Origin of the sequence: Streptomyces sp. CB00455, assembly GCF_001905445.1 — a bacterium.
In the GTDB taxonomy this organism is placed as follows: Bacteria; Actinomycetota; Actinomycetes; order Streptomycetales; family Streptomycetaceae; genus Streptomyces.
Window position 1 is genome coordinate 336,726 of sequence record NZ_LIVQ01000004.1, and the last position, 18,793, is coordinate 355,518.

Genomic DNA, 18,793 nt, shown 5'->3' on the forward strand with positions numbered 1-18,793 from the left:
TGATCCCTGCCCAGAGTGGACACGTAAGGTTATCGGCCGCCCGGCTGGAACTTCGGGAGGGGCGCCCTTCGTGGCGTCCGGCTTCCAGACACCCTCACCCTGCCCGCGAACTTCCGCACCGACGTGCCGGGTTCACCGACCGTTCATCCCACCGCCGCCGCTTCGGCGCAACCCCCGCCTAGCGTCACCGCTGGATCGTTCCGACACGTTGTCGGCGCCACGCAGCTACTCGGAGGACATTCGTGCGCAAGCTCCTGCCGCTCATCGGCAACCCGCATGGGGGCGGCCGTTCCGCCCTCACCTGCCGCTACCGCTGCGGCGACGCCTGCTTCCACGAGGTGCCGAACACCAGCGACAACGAGTACGTGGGTGATGTCATAGCCCGCGCCTACTCCCGCCGCTCGATGCTGCGTTCCGCCGCCGTCCTGACCGTCGCCACCGCGGCCGGCACCGCCGTCACCCTGGGCAGTGGCAGCCAGCCCGCCAACGCCACCCCCAGCGCCGAGGCCGCCGGCACCGGCACCGGCACGGGCACCGGCTCCGGCGAGGCCGCCCGCGGCCTGCGCTTCAAGGCGGTCGCCCCCAACACCGACGACCGGGTCACCGTACCCGAGGGCCATGACCAGAACGTGGTCATCCGCTGGGGCGAGCCGATCGTCAAGGGGGCCCCGGCCTTCAACGCCGACAAGCAGACCGCCGCCGCGCAGGCCGGCCAGTTCGGCTACAACAACGACTTCCTGAGCCTCCTCCCGCTCGGCGACGCCTACGAGCGCCGCCAGCTCCTCGTGGCCAACCACGAGTACACGGACGAGAACCTCATGTTCAAGGGCTACGACCCGGCGAACCCGACCCGCGAGCAGGTCGAGATCGCCTGGGCCGCGCACGGCCTCGGCGTCGTCGTCGTGCAGGAGGACCACCGCTCGGGCAGGCTGACCGCGGTCACCCGCCACCAGCTCAACCGCCGCCTCACCGCCACCAGCGAGTTCCGGCTGACCGGCCCGGCCGCGGGCGGCGCCCTGCTGAAGACCTCCGCCGACCCGACCGGCACCAAGGTGCTCGGCACGCTCAACAACTGCTCCGGCGGAACCACCCCGTGGGGCACCACCCTCCACGGTGAGGAGAACTTCAACCAGTACTTCGCCAATGCCGGCCAGGTCACGGACCCGGTCGCGGCCGCCCGCCTGAAGCGCTACGGCGTCACCGCCGGCGCCACCGAGCGCAAGTGGGAGCGGTTCGACAAGCGCTTCGACACCCTCCAGGAGCCCCACGAGCCCCACCGCTTCGGCTGGGTCGTCGAGCTCGACCCGTACGACCCGAACTCCGTCCCGCGCAAGCGCACCGCGCTCGGCCGGTTCAAGCACGAGGGCGCCCAGCCCCGCCTCACCGAGGACGGCCGCCCCGTCGTCTACATGGGCGACGACGAGCGTTTCGACTACTTCTACAAGTTCGTCTCGTCGAAGCAGATGAAGAAGGGCAACTCGCGCGCGGCCAAGGAGCACAACCTCACGCTGCTCGACGAAGGCACGCTCTACGTCGCCAAGCTCACCGGCGACTCCCCGACCGCCGAGATCGACGGCTCCGGCAAGCTCCCCGCGGACGGCGGGTTCGACGGCTCCGGCGTCTGGATCAAACTCGCCACCGGCAACGTCTCGCACGTCGAGGGCATGACCGCCGAGGAGGTGTACGTCTTCACCCGGGAGGCCGCCGACAAGGTGGGCGCCACGAAGATGGACCGCCCCGAGGACATCGAGCCCTCCCCCCGCACCGGCCGCGTCTACGTGGTGCTGACCAACAACACCGACCGCGGCAAGGCCGGCAAGGCGGGCGCGGACGAGGCCAATCCGCGCAACCTGAACAAGCACGGCCAGATCCTGGAGCTCGCCGAGAACTTCGACGACCCGGCCGGCGACGGCTTCGCCTGGCGGCTCTTCCTGGTCGCGGGCGACCCGAACGACCCGGCCACCTACTTCGCGGGTTTCCCGAAGGACAAGGTCAGCCCGATCTCCTGCCCCGACAACGTGACCTTCGACCCGCACGGCAACCTGTGGATCTCCACCGACGGCAACCAGCTCGGCTCCCACGACGGCCTGTTCGGCGTCGCGACCACCGGTGACCGGCGCGGGGAGCTGAAGCAGTTCCTGACCGTCCCGCGCGGCGCCGAGACCTGCGGCCCGCTGGTCCAGGACAAGCGCGTCCTGGTCTCCGTCCAGCATCCGGGTGAGATCGACGGCGCGTCCGTCGAGAAGCCGCAGTCGGTGTGGCCCGACGGCCCCGGCAAGATCGTCCGCCCGGCGGTCGTCTCCGTCTGGCGCAAGGACGGCCGCAACATCGGTGTCTGATCCGGCTGGTTGAGCCTCGGCAGCGCGCCGTGCGGGCGGCGGTGTTTCACGTGAAACACCGCCCGCACGGCGCTCAACTTCCCCCGGTCAGGCGGCCGACGGGCAGGGGGAGGATGATGAGCGCGCCCCCGTCGGGCGCGTTGGCAAGGTCAGCGTGACCTCCAGCACGGCGCCGCATCTACCGATGCTCTCCCGCCCGGCTCCGCCGGGCCCGGACGGGAGGCCGTTCGGGGACGCTCTCAGGGGCGGGCGATGGCGCGGGCCGCCGCCACCTCCTGGCGCACGGGGGCCAGCACGCCGCAATCGTCGCCCGCCGGCTCCGTCTCGACCGGGACGGGGGTCGTGCTGCTGCGGACTCCGATGGCCAGGGCGCGCAACTCGCGGATGATCACGTCGACCTCGGAGGCGGCAGGCTGCTGCGCGCCGTGGTTGACGCGGACCCGCGCTGCGGTGGTCGCGTCAACGATCCGCTCGACGGCGACCACCAGGGGCCACCACGCGGCTGCCCGCGCCCCCGTCGGGGGCGGCTCGGTCAGGGCCCGCTGGAATTCGCTGCGCACCCCCGACAGGTCCCGGTAGATCCGCCGCCGGGCCTGGAGGCGGGCCGTGCGCGCCGCCGCGAGCCCGCTCTCGTCGGGGACGGGGGCGAAGGCCCGCTCGACGTACCGGGCGGCGTCGTCCACCGTGTCGGCGAGCCGGGCCCCGATCCGCGTGCGCCAGCTCTCGGGCCACAGGAGGTAGCCCGCGACGAGGGTGATGGCGCAGCCGATCAGGCTGTCCAGCAGCCGGGGGCGGATCAGGTCGAAGCCCTGGCGGTTGAGCTGGTCCGAGAGCAGCAGGATCACCGGGGTGATCGCGGCGGTCTGGAAGGCGTACCCCTTGGCGGAGAACGCGGGGATCAGCGCGGCCAGCAACATCATCACCGGCACGTCCCACCAGCCGCGCGGAACCTCGGCCAGGACGGCGGCGGCGACGACGATCCCGACCGCCGTGCCCAGGGCCCGCAGTACGGCCCGGGAGAACACCGAGCCGAAGTCCGGCTTGAGGACGAAGGTGACCGTCAGCGCCACCCAGTAGGACCGCTCGACCGAGATCAGCGACACGAGCGACTGGGCGAGCCCGATGCACAGCGCCAGGCGCAGCCCGTACCGCCAGGAGGCCCGGGACAGCATCATGTCCCGCACCGCGCGCCGGGCCCGTACCCGCAGGGCGGCCGGCCGCCCCAGCCGGTCGTCGACTTTGTACGGGTCGGGCTCCGCCAGGTGGACGACGGTCGCCGCATGCCGCAGGGCCGAATCGATGGCCCGTTCGGCCTGGCTGTGCGGGTCCGGCAGCTCCAGTACGGGGGCGCCGGTGCGGCCCCCTTCCACGGCCGCCGCCAGGTCCCGCACGGCCGCCGGGATCTCCGGCGCCAGCGGCCGGCCCAGCAGGTGCGCGGCCGGCGCGGCCTCCACCAGCGGGATCAGCACGTTGAGCTGGGCCAGCATCCGCACCAGCGCGGGGCTGCGCCCGTGCACCCTGGCCCGGCGGCCCAGCACCAGGTCGTAGGCCTGGTTCAGGCTCAGGGTGACCTCCAGGCGGCGGTCGTCATAGACGCCGGAGGGTCCGCCGGCGGCCTCGAGGGCGGCGGCGAGGGCGCGGTAGGAGGCACCGACGGCGGCGCGCTCCGGCTGCCGGCCGCGCAGCGGCCAGCCCAGCAAGGTCAGTGCGAGCACGAACAGCCCGCCCGCGGCCAGCAGCAGCGGCGCCGTCCACCAGGGTTCCGGCATCGGCAGTCCCGCGCCCACCACGGCGTTGAGCAGGAGCAGCAGCCCGGACACGGAGGCCACCGTGCCGATGGAGGAGATCATCCCGGAGACGAGGGCGACGAGCGTGAGGGCGCCGACGGCCAGCCAGCCGTGTCCGAAGACCAGGGTGCCCAGTGCCACCCCGACCGCGCCGAAGAGCTGCGGCACGGCGATGTTCAGCACGCGCATCCGGTAGGCGTCGGCGGTGTCGCTGATGACCCCGGAGAGGGCGCCCATGGAGGCGAGCGCGCCGTATTCGGGCTCGTCCAGGGCGAATCCGACGGCGAGCGGTACGGACAGCGCCACCGCCGCGCGCGCCACCGCGGCCCAGGGGATCGGGGCGCCGCTGGGCTGCAGCCCCCTCAGCAGCCAGGCCGGCGGGGCCAGCGGATGGTGCCGGTCTCGCCCGGACGGTATGTGTTCGGTGCGTTCGGTGCTCATTCCCGCTTCCGTGCCGCCGCTCGCGAATCGGTTCTTCTGGGATCTTCTGCGTCGTTCTGCGTACGTTGGTACCTTCCGAGCTTATGGGGTGCGGCGCAGTCGTCCGGTCAGCCATGCGGCCAGTGCGGCCACGAGCCCGACGGCCAGCACCACCCAGGCGGTGGTCCGCAGGAACGCGGTGAGGGCGTCGAACACCGCCGCCGCGGCCGCCCGGTCGACGTCGGCGGGCAGGTCGTCGAGCGTGAGCCGACGGCACAGGCTCACCGCGGTCCACAGCAGGACGGCCCCGACGGCGAGGCCCAGCCCGGTGGCCACGACGGCCCGGCGCCGCCGGACGGCGACCGTCACGGCAGCCCCGGCCAGGACCACGGTCAGGACGGGCAGCCAGACACCGGCGATCTGGAGCATGCGAAAACCCTTCCGGAGCGCGCCGAGGTTGTCGTACTCCATGACCTTCACGGAAACGTGGGTCTTCGGGATGCGGTCGGCGAAGGGCACCCCGTCGGCGACGAGCTCCCTCTTGACCTGGGAGATGACCGGCGCGAGGTCGATCGTGACGGCGTCGCCGTCGCCCGTGGCGAGGGCGTCGAGGAAAGCGGCGTGCGCGGCGCGGTTGGCCGCGTCCCAGGCGGTGCGGTAGGCCGGGGTGCCGGCGAAGGACCGAAGGGCCTCGTCGAGCAGGGCGTCCACCCCGCCCTGGAAGGGGCCCGCGTCGATCTGCCCGGCCAGGGCGCGGCCGGCCTGGGTGACGACGACGCCCTGGACGGCGCGGTTCTCGGCGAGCGGGGACATGGCCGCGGTGTAGCGGTCAGCGTTGCCCAGCTCGTGGTCGGCCCAGTATGCGACGGCGCTCGCGGGCACCAGGAGGGCCACGAGCGCGATCAGTACCGCCGACAGGATGGTGCGCACGTCACCAGGGAATGCCCCGGCGGGCCCCGGCGCGAGCGGTGTTGCTGCGCCCGGGTGGTGCGGTGTCCGCGGCGGCCCGCACCGGCCCGGCGCTCCAGGCCCGGGTGCCGGCCGGTGATCCACTTGCCGGGCGGGTGAGCGGGGTGTGCCCTGGAGGATGGGAGAGAGGAGCCCGTCATGGCACATGCGGCATCCACCGCCCCACGGCGGCGTCCCTACGGTCCGTCGGGGGGCACCGCCCACGCCGCCAGGAACGCGCTCACCCGCGCCCTGCTCATGGGTCTGGTCTACGGATTCTGGGCCGCCTTCATCGAGCGACAGATGGGCCCGGTGAACACGGGCAACGTCTTCTACGGCATCCTGTGCGGCGCGCTCTTCGCCGCCGTCATGTTCGGACTCAACCGGGCCGGCCCGCGCCTGCAGCGCGAGGTCCGCGCCGCGGCGTACGGAGCCTTCGCGGGTATCGCCGTGGGCTACCTGCACAGCCTCACCGGCGCGAGTGTCCTCAGGTCCACGGTCATCGGCCTCTTCTGCGGCGCCGGCGTCGGCGCGGCGGCGTTCTACCGCTTCTACACGCACGCGCCCTGAGCGGGTTCTGCGCGCACCAGCCTGAGCGGGCCCGGCCGTACGTCCGGCCGGGCCCGCTGCGTTCTCCCGCCGGGGGTCAGGCCGCCGGGTCCGCAACGGCGGAGCGCTGCTGCGGTTCGCCCTGTGGCTGCGGGGCCGCGGCCGGGGTGACGGCCGTGACCGCGGCGGGTGCCTTCGGCGCCGCGGCCGGCTCGGTGCGGCGGGCCGGTGCAGTGGAGCGGGCGGCCTCGGCGCGGATCATGGCGTTCAGGGCTGTGTACGGGTCGATGGGCATGGCGGAACCTCACGGGTGCTCAAAGGGGCGGGGGTGACTGGGCTGCCGCCGGTTCTCAGCAGCGCAGCACCGCACTCCGCACCGTCCGCGGGCAGGACGCCGGTTCGGCACGTCCCGCCGCGGCAGCGCCCGCGGGCCGGTCAGGATGTTTCACGTGGAACCACGGCAGGGGTGTCCGCCGTACGCCGGCCTCCCCGTGCGGCACCGTCCGTACGGCCGCCCGCGCCTCGGCGTCGGCGGCCGGATCGGACGGCCCCTCGGCGGGTTCGGCGGGGGCGCTGGAGGAGGGCCGGGGGTCCGCCGCCGTCGCGGCGTCCGGGCCGGTCCCGAACACGCACAGCAGCACGACGCAGGCCGCGGTCAGGGCCCGGGTCAGTGCCGCGCGCACGCGCTGCCTCCCGCTCATGGGAGGGGTGTGCCCCGCCGTACCGGGCGGCTCCCGGCCGGATGCGCCAAAGCCCCCGACCGGAGGACGAAGACACCCCCCTCGGCCGACAAAGGCGCCCGCCGGCGGCGGGCCGGGGCCTCCGGCGGCTGCGGCTACCGCGGCTCAGCGGCTGCGCGGCTCAGCGGCTGCGGCGCTGACCGGTCAGGCGGGCCAGCACGGCGGTCTCGCCGCCGATCAGCCGCAGCCGGGCCCGCCCCGCCCGGTCCTCGCGGCCCGCCGCCTCGCCGGGGGAGATCCGGACGACGGTGAACACGGCGGTACGGCGGTCCGCCCGGGTGATCTCGATGGTGCGGCCCCGCTGGAGCCCGCCCAGGTCCAGGCCGGCGCCGGTGACCACGGCCGTGCCCGACGCCCCCGGGGCCGGCCCGGCAGGATCCCAGGAGGCTTCCCCGGCCCCGCCGGTCAGCGCCACGTCCACGCCCAGGCTCGGGATCCGCAGCCGCAGCGGCCGCGCTGCCCGGAGCGGGCCGGACACCGGCCGCATGGGCCCTGCGGCGGTCCTCGGCGACCGGGCGCCCCGCCCCGGGACGTGCTCACCGGCGTGCTCCCCCTGCCGGGCGAGACGCCGGTGGTCGGACAGTCCCAGCGCCCGGGACGGCAGTCCGTCGTCGGTGGTCGCGACCGCGGGTCGGGCGCCCTCGGTGCGTTGCAGCACTCCGATGCCGGTGGACAGCGCAACCACCGACAGCGCGGCGACGACCCACTTGGCGCGGGGCATGGGAATCCCTCCTGTCCGGCTCGGGCGGCCGGGTCATGAGAGCAGTGGACACCCCTTCCGCCCCTCGGCGCGCCGTGCAACACGGGAGACTGACGGAACGTCACGGGTATGTCGGCATCGGATCCCGGTGTCCGGCCTGCTTCCGGCGGGTCGGGCGGCCCCCACCCCAAGACCCGGAGGTGTCCGCCCGAACGGGTGAGGCGGCCGCGGCCCTCTGCCGGCCCACCGGGCCGGGGAGCCGTCCGCCGCCCTTCGTCAGACAGCGACCAGCATCGCCGTGGCGGCGCCCATCAGCACGGCGGCGAGGTGGACGGCCGGATGCCCGTAGTCACCGGACCACAGGTGGCGGGCCAGGCCGCCCAGCGCGGCCAGAGCCGCGATCACGCCGATCTGGCCGAACAGCGTGACGGCGGTGAAAGGGGCCAGGAGCAGCAGGAAGGAGTTCAGCCAGAACGGAGCCGCGCCCGTCCAGCCTCGCCACTCCCGTATCGCCGTCGGCATGTGCTACCGGCCCCTTCATCGTCAACTCGTCGGCAGCACAGCCTCCTTGGGTGCGACGGCCGGCACAAGGGCGCGTTCGGCTAGATGCCCGAAGACGAGGCCGAAAGTCGTCCACAGTGCGGTCTGGATGGCCAGGGAGGCGAGGCGGAACTGCCAGATCAGCGTGGCCGGGAAGTCCGCGGGGACCTCGTTGATGCCGGGCAGGAAGGCGTAGGAGATCCCGACGGCCAGGACGAGGAACGCGCCGGCGGCGACCGAGGCGTTCCAGTTGCCGAGCCGCGGGGCCAGCCGCCGGCCCAGGATCAGCGCGCCCGCCGCGAGCAGCGCGCTCAAGGCGATCATGAGCAGGTAGAGGGCGGTTCGCCGGGCGGCCGTGTCGGGGTCACCGACGGCCGGCGGATTGGCGGGGTACTTCAGGAACGGCACCAGGGTGACGGTGACGAACAGTCCCCCGGTGACCAGTGCGGCCGTGGCCCGCGGGCCGAAGCGGCCGATGCGGCCCAGGGCGAAGCAGAAGACGAGCGCCGCGATACCGCCGAGCGCGACCCCGTACAGCAGGACACCGGTGCCGAGGCCGGCCGTGGCCTGGAGGGCCCGGCTGACCGGGGCCTCCTCGCCGTGGTCGTGGCCGGCCGCGATGTGGCCGGCCTCCTCGATGGCGATCGCCGCATCCACCTTGGACTCGCCGAGGAGGTACGCCACGAGGAACGCGGCCACACCGGCGAACAGGCCGGCGAGCATGCCCCGGACGAGCAGCACCCGTGGCGAGGCTGCGCGGGGGGAAGGAGATGTCATGGTTCGGTTCCCTTGCGGCGCGGAGATCAGTGGCAGGGGAATCCGAGCAGGTGGCGGCCGTCGTGCAGCCACTCGTGGACGGTCTCGCCCTGGAAGACCGCGGTGGCACCCTGCTCGATGCCGACGAAGTACAGGAGGACGAGGACGAGGACGCCGACGAAGGCCGCCCAGGGAGCGAGCGCGGAGAGGGAAATCGGGGCGACGGCGGCGGGAGCCGACGCGGGCACGGCGGAGTGGGCCATGGCAGAACCTCCAGAGGGAACACGCGTCCCGGTCAGTGGTGCTCGCGACGACGGTGGCGGGTCTGACTTCCCTCCCCCTCCGGGAGGATTCACAGTGGCGCGACCGTGCCGGATTCTCACCGATGCTTCCGTCGTACCGTCGTCATGTAGTTATGTCGTCCGAGACCGTACCGCGCTTACGCTCCCCTTATGAAGACCCCCCTCGTACGAGTTCATCTCGTGAGACCGCCGCTGGACGCCGCCGGCCGCCGGGGACGGTTCGGTTCGGGGCTCCCGTGCCCCGGCCACGAGGGCCTGCGCGGGCTGGACGCCGGGCAGTGGGCGGGGCGCACGCTGGACGAGGTGGCGGCCGGGGATCCGGCGGGCGTGCACGCCTGGATGACGGATCCCGGCTACGCCCCTCCGGGCGGGGAGTCCGTGGACACGCTGGTCGCCCGGGTCGGGGCCGCACTGGCCGCGCTGCCCCCCGGGACCCACCGCGCCGTGGTCGAACAGGCCGTCGTGCGGGCGGCCGTCGTGCACGCACTGGAGCTGCCCGCTGCGGCCTTCTGGCGGCTCGACGTGCGCCCGGCGTCGGTGACCACCCTCACGGGGCGGGCCGGCCGGTGGAACCTGCTGGTGGGGCAACAGGAGCAGGACGGTCCGGACCCCGCGACGCGGCCCGGGCCGCACTGAACGGCGGAAGGGCCCCTACGAGAACCCCGGCACCCACCGGTTGGGCGACCGCGCAGTTCCGCAGTTCGGACGGAGTGGGCGTCAGTTCAGGCGGTGGGAGCGTCAGTTCGGACGGCGTGAGCGTCAGTTCAGACGGTGTGGGCGTCCGCGACCGCGAGGGCTTCGTCGAGGATCGCCAGGCCTTTCGCGAGGTCCTGCGCCGAGATGTTGCAAGGCGGCGCGACGTGGATCCGGTTCCCGGCCGTGAGCGGCCAGAGGCCGCCCTTCTTGCAGGCGGCGGCGAAGGCCGCCATGGGCGCGTTATCCGCCCCGGCCGCGTTGTACGGGACGAGCGGCTCGCGCGTCGCCCGGTTCCGTACGAGTTCCAGGGCCCAGAAGGTGCCCAGGCCCCGGACCTCCCCGACTGCGGGGTGCCGTTCGGCCAGGGCGCGCAGCCCCGGGCCGAGCAGCTCGGCGCCGGTGCGCGCGGACTGTTCGACGATGCCCTCCTCCTCCATGACGTTGATCGTGGCGACGGCGGCCGCGCAGGCGAGCACGTGCCCCGAGTAGGTCAGCCCGCCCGGATAGGGGCGCCGGGCGAACGTCCCGGCGATGGCGGCCGAGATGGCGACTCCGCCGAGCGGCACGTAGCCGCTGGTCACGCCCTTGGCGAAGCAGAGCAGGTCGGGGGTGACGCCCCAGTGCTCGGAGGCGACCACGTGCCGGTGCGGCCGAAGCCGACCATGACCTCGTCGAGGATGAAGACGATGCCGTGGCGGTCGCAGAGCTCGCGCACGCCGGCCAGGTAGCCGTCGGGGTGCACCAGCACCCCCGGGGCGCCGCCGACGGTCTCCAGGATGATCGCGGCGATGGACTGCGGACCTTCGAAGACGATGGTGTCTTCCAGGTGGGCGAGGGCCCGCTCGCACTCCTCGGCCCCGGTGGCGGCGTAGAAGGGCGAGCGGTAGGCGAAGGGGCCCCAGAAGTGCACGACGCCGGCGGTCGCGGTGTCGTTGCCGAAGCGGCGGGCGTCACCGGTCAGGTTGATCGCGGCGGAGGTGGCGCCGTGGTAGGAGCGGTAGGCGGACAGCACCTTGGGCCGGCCGGTGTGCACCCGCGCCATGCGGACGGCGTGCTCGACCGCTTCGGCCCCCGCATTGGTGAAGAAGATCTTGTCGAGGTCTCCGGGGGTGCGCTCGGCGATCAGCCGGGCCGCCTCGGAGCGCACGTCGACGGCGAAGCCGGGCGCGACGGTGCAGAGCCTGGCGGCCTGCTCCTGGACGGCCGCGGTCACCTTCGGGTGCTGGTAGCCGATGTTGGTGTAGACGAGGGCGCTGGAGAAGTCGAGGTAGCGGTTGCCCTCGTAGTCCCAGAAGTACGCCCCCCGGGCCCCGGCGACGGCGAGCGGGTCGATGAGCTCCTGCGCCGACCAGGAGTGGAAGACGTGCCTGCGGTCGGCGTCCTTCACCGCGTCGTGCGCACCGGTGGCGGGGGTGTCGGCATCTGCGTTCATGAAACGAGAGTAGTTGTCCACGATGCGGAAGTGGGGGTGCGTGGGGGCCCCATCCCGCATGCCGGACGCGGGACCGCCGGGCGCGTCCGCCCGCCCCTCCGCGCCCGGCAAAATGCGCTTTCCGCCGGAAGGAAAGCCCGTGTGAGGCGGGTCTTGGCGGCCGCCTAGGATTGGCACCTTGGCGTAGGGGTAGGTGCGGCGCGGAGACGCGGAGACGGGAGGCCCTGTGGCCGAGCAGACACGGAGGCTGGTCCTGGGCGGAGCCACGGCCGGAGTCGTGGGAAGGTGCCGGGACTTCACCCGCCGGGCGCTGGCCGACTGGCAGTGGTCCCAAGAGGCGCACGCCGTGGAGGACGTGCTCCTCCTGGTGTCCGAGGTGGTCACCAACGCGTGCCTGCACGCGGGCGGTCCGCGCGAACTTGTCCTGCGGCACTCGCCCGAGCGGTTGCGGGTGGAGGTCAGCGACGGGAGCACCGAGCTCCCCAGACGCCGGGGGCCCGGGGACCGCGCGCTGCCCGGCGGACACGGCCTGATCGTGCTGGAGCGGCTCACCCGCAGCTGGGGTTCGGTGCCGTCGCCCGACGGCGTCACCGGCAAGACGGTGTGGCTGGAGGTCCCGGCGAAGGGCCCCCTGGGGCCCGGCTAGGCCAGGGCCGGAGCCCGGCTGGGACACGGCGCGGGACCCACCTCGCGGGACCTCACCGCGTGGCCACGGGGGGCAGGACTACGGGGCCGCGGGCGCGGTCTCGGGCGCCCCGTCCTGCGCCTCGTCGGTGAGCAGCCCGGTGCGCAGGCGCGTCAGGGTCCGGGTCAGCAGCCGCGAGACGTGCATCTGGGACAGGCCCAGCCGGTCGCCGATCTCGGACTGCGTCAGCTCCTGACCGAAGCGCAGCGCGAGCAGGACGCGCTCGCGCTCGGGCAGGCCCGCCAGCATCGGCTTGAGCGACTCCAGGCACTCGATGCGGTCGTACGCGTCCTCCTCCTCGCCGAGCGAGGGCCGCTCGACGGCGGCGTCCCGGTCGCCGTCCTCCTGGACGGGGGCGTCCAGGGACCGCGCGGAGTAGGCACAGGCGGCCTTGCGGCCCTCCGCCAGCTCGTCGGGGGTCACCTCCAGGCGTCCGGCGAGTTCGACGTCCGTCGGCTCGCGGCCGAGGGACTGCTCCAGCGCGTCGTGCGCCTTGGCGGCGTCGATGCGCAGCTCCTGGAGCCGGCGGGGGACTTTGACGGCCCAGCTGGTGTCCCTGAAGAACCGCTTGATCTCCCCGGTGATCGTCGGCATCGCGAAGGAGGTGAACTCCACCCCGCGCGCGGGGTCGAAGCGATTGATGGCTTTGATCAGCCCTATGGTGCCGACCTGGACGATGTCCTCCATCGGCTCGCTGCGGCCGCGGAACCTGCGGGCGGCGTATTTCACGAGGCTGAGGTTCAGCTCGACGAGGGTGTTGCGGACGTACGAGTATTCCGTGCTGCCCTCGTCCAGCTCGGCCAGGCGCTTGAACAGGGACACGGACAGGGCCCTGGCCTCGCGGGTTCCGACATCTGTGAGGTCTGTACGGTGCATGGCGCTGCGCTCCTCCGACGATGTGGCCCCGGGGGTGACCGGGGGTACGTCGTCGCGCTGTCCCAGGGGATATACCCGGATGAATCAGCACGTACCCCATCCAAAAGCTACCCCACCTGACGCCGCGCGGCGCCCAGACCACGTCCCACCTGCCCGTCTGGGTTCCCCCGCGCGCGTCGCGCCGGGCCCGGCGGCCGGGAGCGGCACGCGCAGGGAACCCGGGCGGGGCCAGGGCCGGCGACCCGGTGTGGCGGCTCTTCGGTCCCGCCCGGTGTGGCGGGCTCAGTGGTCCTGCCCGGTGTCGCGGGCCGACCGGGTCACGGCTTCGCCGTACAGCCGGAAGAGGCGGGGGCCGCCCGGCGGGGTACCGGCCCGGAGCCGGTCCCAGGCCTCGGCCGCCGCGGCCCGGGCCGCCGTCCCCGGCCACGGCTGCGGCAGCAGCTCCGGCGGCAGCAGCGGATCGGGATGCATCGCCTCGCCGAAGGCGGCCGCCAGGGCCACGGCCCTGGCCAGCCCCGCGACCCCGTCCCCGCCCTCGGAGCCGTCCTCCGCCCCGGTGGCGCCCGCACCGCTCGCAGCGGCCCCACCACCGGCTGCGGGCCGGGGGGCCGTGGCCAGGGCGTGCAGGGAGGCGTAGCGGGACGCGATCTCGTCCAGCGGCCAGAGCCGCGCCGCCAGGGCCCGCGGGTCCGTGGTGGTCCCCACCGCCAGGTCGCGGGTGGTCAGGCCGGTCAGGGCCGCCGAGAGGCCCAGCTCCGCCGCCCGGGCCCGCACGTACGGACCGATCGCGTTCGGTGTGGCGTACAGCCCGCCCTGGACCGGGGCCGCGCCCAGGCTCGTGAGGGTGTCCCGCAGGGCGTCCCGCGCCGCCCGCGCGGATTCCGGTACCGCGAAGGCGAACAGGTGCCAGACCCCGTCCCACGGCTCCAGTCCCCGGTCCTGCCGGTAGGCGTACCGGACGAACTCCACCTCCGGTACGAGCGGCAGCCCCGGCCCCGACCCCCACCCCGCCCCGGGTCCCGCTCCCGCACCCGGTTCGGCCCTCTTTCCCGCGCCCGGTTCCCCCCTGGTTTCCGCGCCCCGTTCCGCGCCGGGTCCCGCGCCCGGCTCCGCGCCGGTTCCCGCGCCCGACCGCGCCCCGGCTCCCGCGCCCGACTGCGCCCCGACCGCCGCGCCCGGTTCCGACCCGGCCACCCGCAGCACGGCGCGCCGCCCGCGCCCCTCCACCGTGAACCGGCCCTCGGCCACCAGCCGCTTCACGCACAGCCGCACCTGCTGGTCGGTCATCCCGAGCAGGCCCGCGACTTCGTACAGCTCGCCCGCGTCGACCGTCCCGTCCTCCCGGACCAGCGCGTGGACCACCAGGCGGGTGGGGACCGCCGGACGGGCCGGAGTCATCGCGCCACCGCCTTGTGCATCGTCGTCACGGCCCCGAATCCCAGCACGTCGCGCAGCCATGGCGTCCTGTGCACGGCGACCGCCCGGAATCCGTGCCGTTCGTACAGGGCCTGCGCCCGCCGGTTCTCCGCGACCACGTCCAGGCGGATCCGCCGGCAGCCCTGCTCGACGGCGACCGCCTCGATCTCGCGCAGCAGGAGCCCGCCGATGCCCCGGCCCCGCTCGCCGGCGTCCACGGCGATACCGTCCATGACCAGCTCCCCCCGGGCCGGGGTCCGCTCCAGCAGGGCCAGCAGGAACAGCCGCCACATGCCCCTGACCTGCCCGTACGTCGCCCTGACCGCAGCCGCGTCCCCGCCGACGAGGCCGCGTCCGGCGAGCTGGAAGCCGGCCACGCCGACGACCCGTCCGTCGTCGGAAAGGGCCGTCACCCCGCGGTCCGCGTTCAGGTGCTCCGCGATGAACCGCCGTCCGGTCCCGGCCGGGCCGAGGGCGGCGCCCAGCTTCCCGCCGAAGGCCTCCCAGTACAGCTCGGCCACCCGCTCCTCGGCGCCCCGGGGCAACCCCCGCCGTGTCGTCGTCGTCATAAGGACGAGTCTAATACGTTCATCGGCGCTACGATCGTTTTAGCGATGATAGTTCAGCCGTCCGGAAATGATGAAGGAAAGGGAGCTCCGTGTCCCGCCCGCCTCGCCCCGCCACTCACCCCGCCCGCCCGCCCCACCCCGCTCGCACCGTCGTGCGCACCGTCCTGCTCCTCGCGCTCTGCGCCGCCCTCCTCGCCGCCGGTCTCGCCGGCGTCGTGATATGGCAGAACAGCTACGACCTCGACGAGCGTCACGTCACCGTCCCGGCGGCCGGCCGGGAGCTGCCCGGCGTGCTCGCCCTTCCTGTGGGGAAGGGGCCCGGCCCCTTCCCGCTGGTCGTGTTCGTCCACGGCGACGGCGAGGTCGACGCCACCCACGACGGCTTCTACCGGCCGTTCTGGGAGGCCTTCGCCCGCGCGGGCTACGCCTCCCTCTCGCTCGACAAGCCCGCGGACTGGCTCGGCCAGACCATGGACGACCGGGCCCGTGAGACCACCGACGCCCTCACCTGGGCGGCCCACAACCGGCCTGAGGTCGACCCGGCGCGGATCGGCCTGTGGGGCGCGAGCCAGGCGGGCTGGGTGCTGCCCAAGGTGGTGGCGCGGGCACCCGCCCCAGGGGTCCGCTTCGTCATCGCGGTCGGCACCGCCGTCAACTGGGACCGCCAGGGCGAGTACAACCTGCGCGCCGAGCTCCGTGCCGAGGGGGCGGACGCCGGCCGCACGGCTGCCGCTCTGCGTACCCGCGAGTCCACGCTCGCGCTGCTGCGGCGCGGAGCGACATACGAGGAGTACCGCGCGAGCCCGGACGCCGACCGGGAACTCACCGCTCAGCGCTGGTCGTTCATCAGCCGCAACCACACCGCGGACGCGACCGGCGACCTGCGGGCGATGCCGTCCGTTCCCGTGCTGCTGATCTCGGGCGCCGACGACCTGAACGTGGACGGCGCCGAGACCGAGTCCGTCTACCGGTCGCTGCTCGCCCCCGGCACGCTCACCGTCCGCCGCTATCCGGGCACCACCCACTCCCTGGTGCGCACCGGGATCGAGCGTTCCTCCTGGCGGCTGCCCCTGACGGCGCTGTTCGCGCCGCGCGCCCTCTTCCCGCCCGGCCTCCTCGACGACCAGCGCCGGTTCCTCGAAGGGCTCCCGGGCGCCGACGTCACAAAGCCGTGACGGGTGGGGGCCACGGGCGTACGGGGGCCGTCAAGGCAGGCTGCGGAGCCGGGTTCCGGGCCCCTCCTGCCGGCGCTGCGGGCGCTGGTGACGTGACGCCGTGACGCAATGACGCCATGACGTAGTGACGCCGTGACGCGGGCATGACGCCGCCCCCGTCGTCGCCCGGTACCTCCAGGGCCCCCGACACCGCGACGCGCTCGGCGTCACGGTGCGGGGGCCCTGTCGGCCGGAACGGCTGAGCGGGGGCGGGGGGTCATTTGTCGGAGTAGCTGAAGTCTCCGACGGTCCAGGCACTGACGTCCTTGACGGCGATCCGGTACATCCCGCCGGTTTCGGGGATGCCCAGGGTGCCCTGGAGGATGCGCGCCACGTGGAAGTGCAGGTGCGAGGGCGCTTCCCCGGCGGGCCGGGCGGGGCCCGCCTGTGGGGAGGCTCTGAAGATTTCGGCGAACGGAGCCAGCTGGTCGGAGTCCTGGAGGACCTCGGCCACGCGCTGACGCCAGACGCTCTCAGGGGCCAGGCGGCCGGTGATGACGGCGCCGTGGACCACGACAGTGAGGGACATCTGATTGGTTTGCTCCGACTCGACCATGGTTGCGAGATCGATGAGCAGGTCATCAGGGATCGACATGGCCCAGGACTCTAGCAAGCGCGCTCAGGCGCCGGCCGGGGTACCCAGCAGTGCCGAGGCGGCCTGCAGCGGAGTCAGGGCGGGCACGGGCACCGGCGCCGAAAGGTCGCGGCAGGTGAAACCGAGCCGGGTCAGCGCGCGGGTGACCTCCGCGGCCGTGAAGTCGCGGCGGTCCTGCCGGGTGATCACCTCGCCGACCTGCTTGACCGGGTAGGTGCGACGGCCGACGATCACGGACGCTCCCGTGACGGGCTCGGCCTTGACGCCCTTCATCTTCTCCTCGACCTCGCTCTTCTCGAGGTCGAAGGGGTACCGGGCGATGACGAAGCGCATGATGCCTCACAGACGGGAAGGGGTACGCGGGGACGAACGGACGGGCCGGGACGGGGCCGGCCGAGCGGGGCGGGGCGGCGCGGGCGGTACGGCGCGAAGGCCAAACCACCCGCCCGTCCGCCCCGGTCAGGCGGCGGCCATGCCCATGGAACGGCGACGCTCCTGGGCGGGGCGGCTGCGCCGTCCGCGGGAGGAACGCGCACTGCGCTCCGGCCGGTCCTGCCGGGGCGCGGTGATCGTGACGGGGATGCCCGAAGGGGCCTGCGCTCCCGTGATCCGGTTCAGGGCCTCTTCGCCCGCGCGGACCTGGGTGGTCTGCGGGGTGATACCGGCGGCGGCCATGAGGCGGGTCATGTCACGGCGCTGGTTCGGCGTGACCAGGGTGACCACGCTGCCCGACTCGCCGGCGCGCGCGGTGCGGCCGCCGCGGTGCAGGTAGTCCTTGGGGTCGGTGGGCGGGTCCACGTTCACGACGAGGTCGAGGTTGTCGACGTGGATGCCGCGCGCCGCGACGTTGGTCGCCACCAGGACGGTGACGTGCCCGGACTTGAACTGGGTCAGGGTCCGGGTGCGCTGCGGCTGCGACTTCCCGCCGTGCAGGGCGGCGGCTCGGACCCCGCTGCTGAGCAGGTGCTCGGTGAGGCGGTCGACGGCGTGCTTGGTGTCCAGGAACATGATCACCCGGCCCTCGCGGGCGGCGATCTCGGTGGTCGCCGCGTGCTTGTCCGCGCCGTGGACGTGCAGCACGTGGTGCTCCATGGTGGTGACCGCGCCGGCCGAGGGGTCGACGGAGTGCACGACCGGGTCGGTCAGGTAGCGGCGCACGAGCAGGTCGACGTTGCGGTCGAGGGTGGCGGAGAACAGCATCCGCTGGCCCTCGGGGCGCACCTGGTCGAGCAGGGCGGTGACCTGCGGCATGAAGCCCATGTCGGCCATCTGGTCGGCCTCGTCCAGCACCGTGATGCCGACCTGGTTCAGCCGGCAGTCGCCGCGCTCGATGAGGTCCTTGAGGCGTCCGGGGGTCGCGACGACGATCTCGGCGCCGTTCCTGAGCGCGTTGGCCTGGCGGCCGATGGGCATGCCGCCGACCACGGTCGCCAGACGCAGCTGCACGGCGCGGGCGTAGGGCGTCAGCGCGTCGGTGACCTGCTGAGCGAGCTCGCGGGTCGGTACGAGGACCAGCGCCAGGGGCTGGCGGGCCTCGGCGCGCTGTCCGGCGGTGCGGGCCAGCAGCGCGAGGCCGAAGGCGAGGGTCTTGCCGGAGCCGGTGCGTCCGCGGCCCAGTACGTCGCGGCCCGCGAGGGAGTTCGGCAGGGTCGCGGCCTGGATCGGGAACGGCACCGACATCCCCTGGGCGCCGAGCGCGGCGAGCAGCTCACCGGGCATGTCGAGATCGGCGAAGGCCTCGACGGCGGGGAGCGCGGGGGTGATGGTCTTGGGCAGGGCGAATTCACCCTGCACCGCGGCGGGACGCCGGCCGCCGTAGCCCGAACGGGCGGGGCCGCCGGAACGTGCCGGAGCGCCGGAGCGGCCGGTGCGCGGAGCGCCGCCCTGGCCGCCACCGGTACGGGTGCGGGAATAGCGGTCGTTCGTGCGAGTGGTGCGGTTCATGCAGAACCTTCCTCGATGCGGCGCGTATCGAGGAATTCCCGGCAAGGGGATTCGCGAGAACGAGCCGAAGAAAGACGAGGCAGAGCCGTACCGCGATCAACGGACGGGTCTGCGGGAGAGAGTGCCGCGCGGTGCGTCGGAAAGCCGGGAAACGGCGGACGGACGTCTTACGAGGCGGGGGCGAGGCGGTGCTTCGTCGTGGACGACGCGGCCGCCCGGCCGGACGGTGAGGCGGGCCGGCGCCGGGCGCCGTCACCCGCCGCGCACACGCAACCGTCGGGAGCC

19 protein-coding genes and 1 pseudogene are annotated in these 18,793 nt (G+C 73.9%); 5 read left to right on the forward strand and 15 right to left on the reverse strand.

The window, feature by feature from the left end; translation table 11 throughout:
• Positions 1-242 precede the first annotated feature (242 nt).
• Positions 243-2,339 carry a PhoX family protein gene (locus AMK16_RS18865; RefSeq protein ID WP_073917136.1) on the forward strand — a complete coding sequence of 699 codons (2,097 nt, stop codon included), beginning with the start codon at positions 243-245 and terminating at the stop codon, positions 2,337-2,339.
• 239 nt (positions 2,340-2,578) lie between these two features.
• Here the strand turns inward: AMK16_RS18865 and AMK16_RS18870 are convergent, their stop codons facing one another.
• Together AMK16_RS18870 and AMK16_RS18875 are read right to left on the reverse strand one after the other, a co-directional pair.
• Positions 2,579-4,567 carry an FUSC family protein gene (locus AMK16_RS18870; RefSeq protein WP_073917139.1) on the reverse strand — a complete coding sequence of 663 codons (1,989 nt, stop codon included), beginning with the start codon at positions 4,565-4,567 and terminating at the stop codon, positions 2,579-2,581.
• 81 nt (positions 4,568-4,648) lie between these two features.
• On the reverse strand, positions 4,649-5,476 hold the full coding sequence (locus AMK16_RS18875; RefSeq protein WP_073917142.1) for a hypothetical protein: 828 nt from the start codon (positions 5,474-5,476) through the stop codon (positions 4,649-4,651).
• A 177-nt stretch (positions 5,477-5,653) separates the two neighbouring features.
• Between AMK16_RS18875 and AMK16_RS18880 the strand changes: the two genes are divergently transcribed.
• Positions 5,654-6,064, forward strand: coding sequence for a hypothetical protein (locus AMK16_RS18880; RefSeq protein ID WP_073917145.1), 411 nt, complete (start codon positions 5,654-5,656; stop codon positions 6,062-6,064).
• 76 nt (positions 6,065-6,140) lie between these two features.
• Here AMK16_RS18880 and AMK16_RS18885 read toward each other — a convergent pair whose 3' ends face one another.
• From AMK16_RS18885 to AMK16_RS18910, 6 genes are all read right to left on the reverse strand, one after another.
• Positions 6,141-6,338: a hypothetical protein gene (locus AMK16_RS18885; RefSeq protein WP_073917148.1), complete on the reverse strand. Its 198-nt coding sequence runs from the start codon at positions 6,336-6,338 to the stop codon at positions 6,141-6,143.
• 55 nt (positions 6,339-6,393) lie between these two features.
• Complete coding sequence (locus AMK16_RS18890; protein ID WP_143196832.1) at positions 6,394-6,744, reverse strand: hypothetical protein; 351 nt, start codon at positions 6,742-6,744, stop codon at positions 6,394-6,396.
• A gap of 160 nt (positions 6,745-6,904) precedes the next feature.
• Positions 6,905-7,504: a class F sortase gene (locus AMK16_RS35125; protein ID WP_073917152.1), complete on the reverse strand. Its 600-nt coding sequence runs from the start codon at positions 7,502-7,504 to the stop codon at positions 6,905-6,907.
• A gap of 255 nt (positions 7,505-7,759) precedes the next feature.
• A complete protein-coding gene (locus AMK16_RS18900; RefSeq protein WP_073917154.1) occupies positions 7,760-8,005 on the reverse strand; it encodes a hypothetical protein in 246 nt (81 codons plus the stop codon).
• 21 nt (positions 8,006-8,026) lie between these two features.
• Positions 8,027-8,800: a CbtA family protein gene (locus tag AMK16_RS18905; RefSeq protein WP_242438789.1), complete on the reverse strand. Its 774-nt coding sequence runs from the start codon at positions 8,798-8,800 to the stop codon at positions 8,027-8,029.
• A gap of 26 nt (positions 8,801-8,826) precedes the next feature.
• A complete protein-coding gene (locus AMK16_RS18910; RefSeq protein ID WP_073917156.1) occupies positions 8,827-9,042 on the reverse strand; it encodes a CbtB domain-containing protein in 216 nt (71 codons plus the stop codon).
• Positions 9,043-9,231: 189 nt separating this feature from the next.
• Here AMK16_RS18910 and AMK16_RS18915 point away from each other — a divergent pair, with 189 nt between their 5' ends.
• Entirely contained in the window at positions 9,232-9,717 is a 486-nt protein-coding gene (locus AMK16_RS18915; RefSeq protein WP_073917158.1) for a histidine phosphatase family protein, read from the forward strand.
• 128 nt (positions 9,718-9,845) lie between these two features.
• On the opposite strand, the pseudogene AMK16_RS18920 reads toward AMK16_RS18915, so the two are convergent.
• Positions 9,846-11,209: pseudogene (locus AMK16_RS18920) on the reverse strand (aspartate aminotransferase family protein).
• A 226-nt stretch (positions 11,210-11,435) separates the two neighbouring features.
• Here AMK16_RS18920 and AMK16_RS18925 point away from each other — a divergent pair.
• Entirely contained in the window at positions 11,436-11,855 is a 420-nt protein-coding gene (locus tag AMK16_RS18925; protein WP_073917160.1) for an ATP-binding protein, read from the forward strand.
• Positions 11,856-11,933: 78 nt separating this feature from the next.
• Here the strand turns inward: AMK16_RS18925 and AMK16_RS18930 are convergent, their stop codons facing one another.
• The 3 genes from AMK16_RS18930 to AMK16_RS18940 all read right to left on the reverse strand — a co-directional run bounded on the left by AMK16_RS18930 (position 11,934) and on the right by AMK16_RS18940 (position 14,755).
• On the reverse strand, positions 11,934-12,770 hold the full coding sequence (locus AMK16_RS18930; RefSeq protein WP_079191576.1) for a SigB/SigF/SigG family RNA polymerase sigma factor: 837 nt from the start codon (positions 12,768-12,770) through the stop codon (positions 11,934-11,936).
• 282 nt (positions 12,771-13,052) lie between these two features.
• Positions 13,053-14,168 (reverse strand): PaaX family transcriptional regulator C-terminal domain-containing protein, encoded by a 1,116-nt coding sequence (locus tag AMK16_RS18935; RefSeq protein ID WP_073917164.1) that lies wholly within the window; start codon positions 14,166-14,168, stop codon positions 13,053-13,055.
• Complete coding sequence (locus AMK16_RS18940; protein WP_073917166.1) at positions 14,165-14,755, reverse strand: GNAT family N-acetyltransferase; 591 nt, start codon at positions 14,753-14,755, stop codon at positions 14,165-14,167. Before AMK16_RS18940 ends, AMK16_RS18935 begins: the two co-directional genes overlap by 4 nt.
• Before the next feature lie 89 nt (positions 14,756-14,844).
• On the opposite strand from AMK16_RS18940, the gene AMK16_RS18945 reads away from it, so the two are divergent.
• On the forward strand, positions 14,845-15,930 hold the full coding sequence (locus AMK16_RS18945) for an alpha/beta hydrolase family protein (protein ID WP_242438790.1): 1,086 nt from the start codon (positions 14,845-14,847) through the stop codon (positions 15,928-15,930).
• 256 nt (positions 15,931-16,186) lie between these two features.
• Here the strand turns inward: AMK16_RS18945 and AMK16_RS18950 are convergent, their stop codons facing one another.
• The 3 genes from AMK16_RS18950 to AMK16_RS18960 all read right to left on the reverse strand — a co-directional run bounded on the left by AMK16_RS18950 (position 16,187) and on the right by AMK16_RS18960 (position 18,508).
• Positions 16,187-16,564: a hypothetical protein gene (locus AMK16_RS18950; RefSeq protein ID WP_073917168.1), complete on the reverse strand. Its 378-nt coding sequence runs from the start codon at positions 16,562-16,564 to the stop codon at positions 16,187-16,189.
• Between the two features lie 24 nt (positions 16,565-16,588).
• On the reverse strand, positions 16,589-16,897 hold the full coding sequence (locus tag AMK16_RS18955; protein WP_073917170.1) for an SCO5918 family protein: 309 nt from the start codon (positions 16,895-16,897) through the stop codon (positions 16,589-16,591).
• 126 nt (positions 16,898-17,023) lie between these two features.
• Positions 17,024-18,508 carry a DEAD/DEAH box helicase gene (locus AMK16_RS18960; protein ID WP_073917172.1) on the reverse strand — a complete coding sequence of 495 codons (1,485 nt, stop codon included), beginning with the start codon at positions 18,506-18,508 and terminating at the stop codon, positions 17,024-17,026.
• Positions 18,509-18,793: the final 285 nt, after the last annotated feature.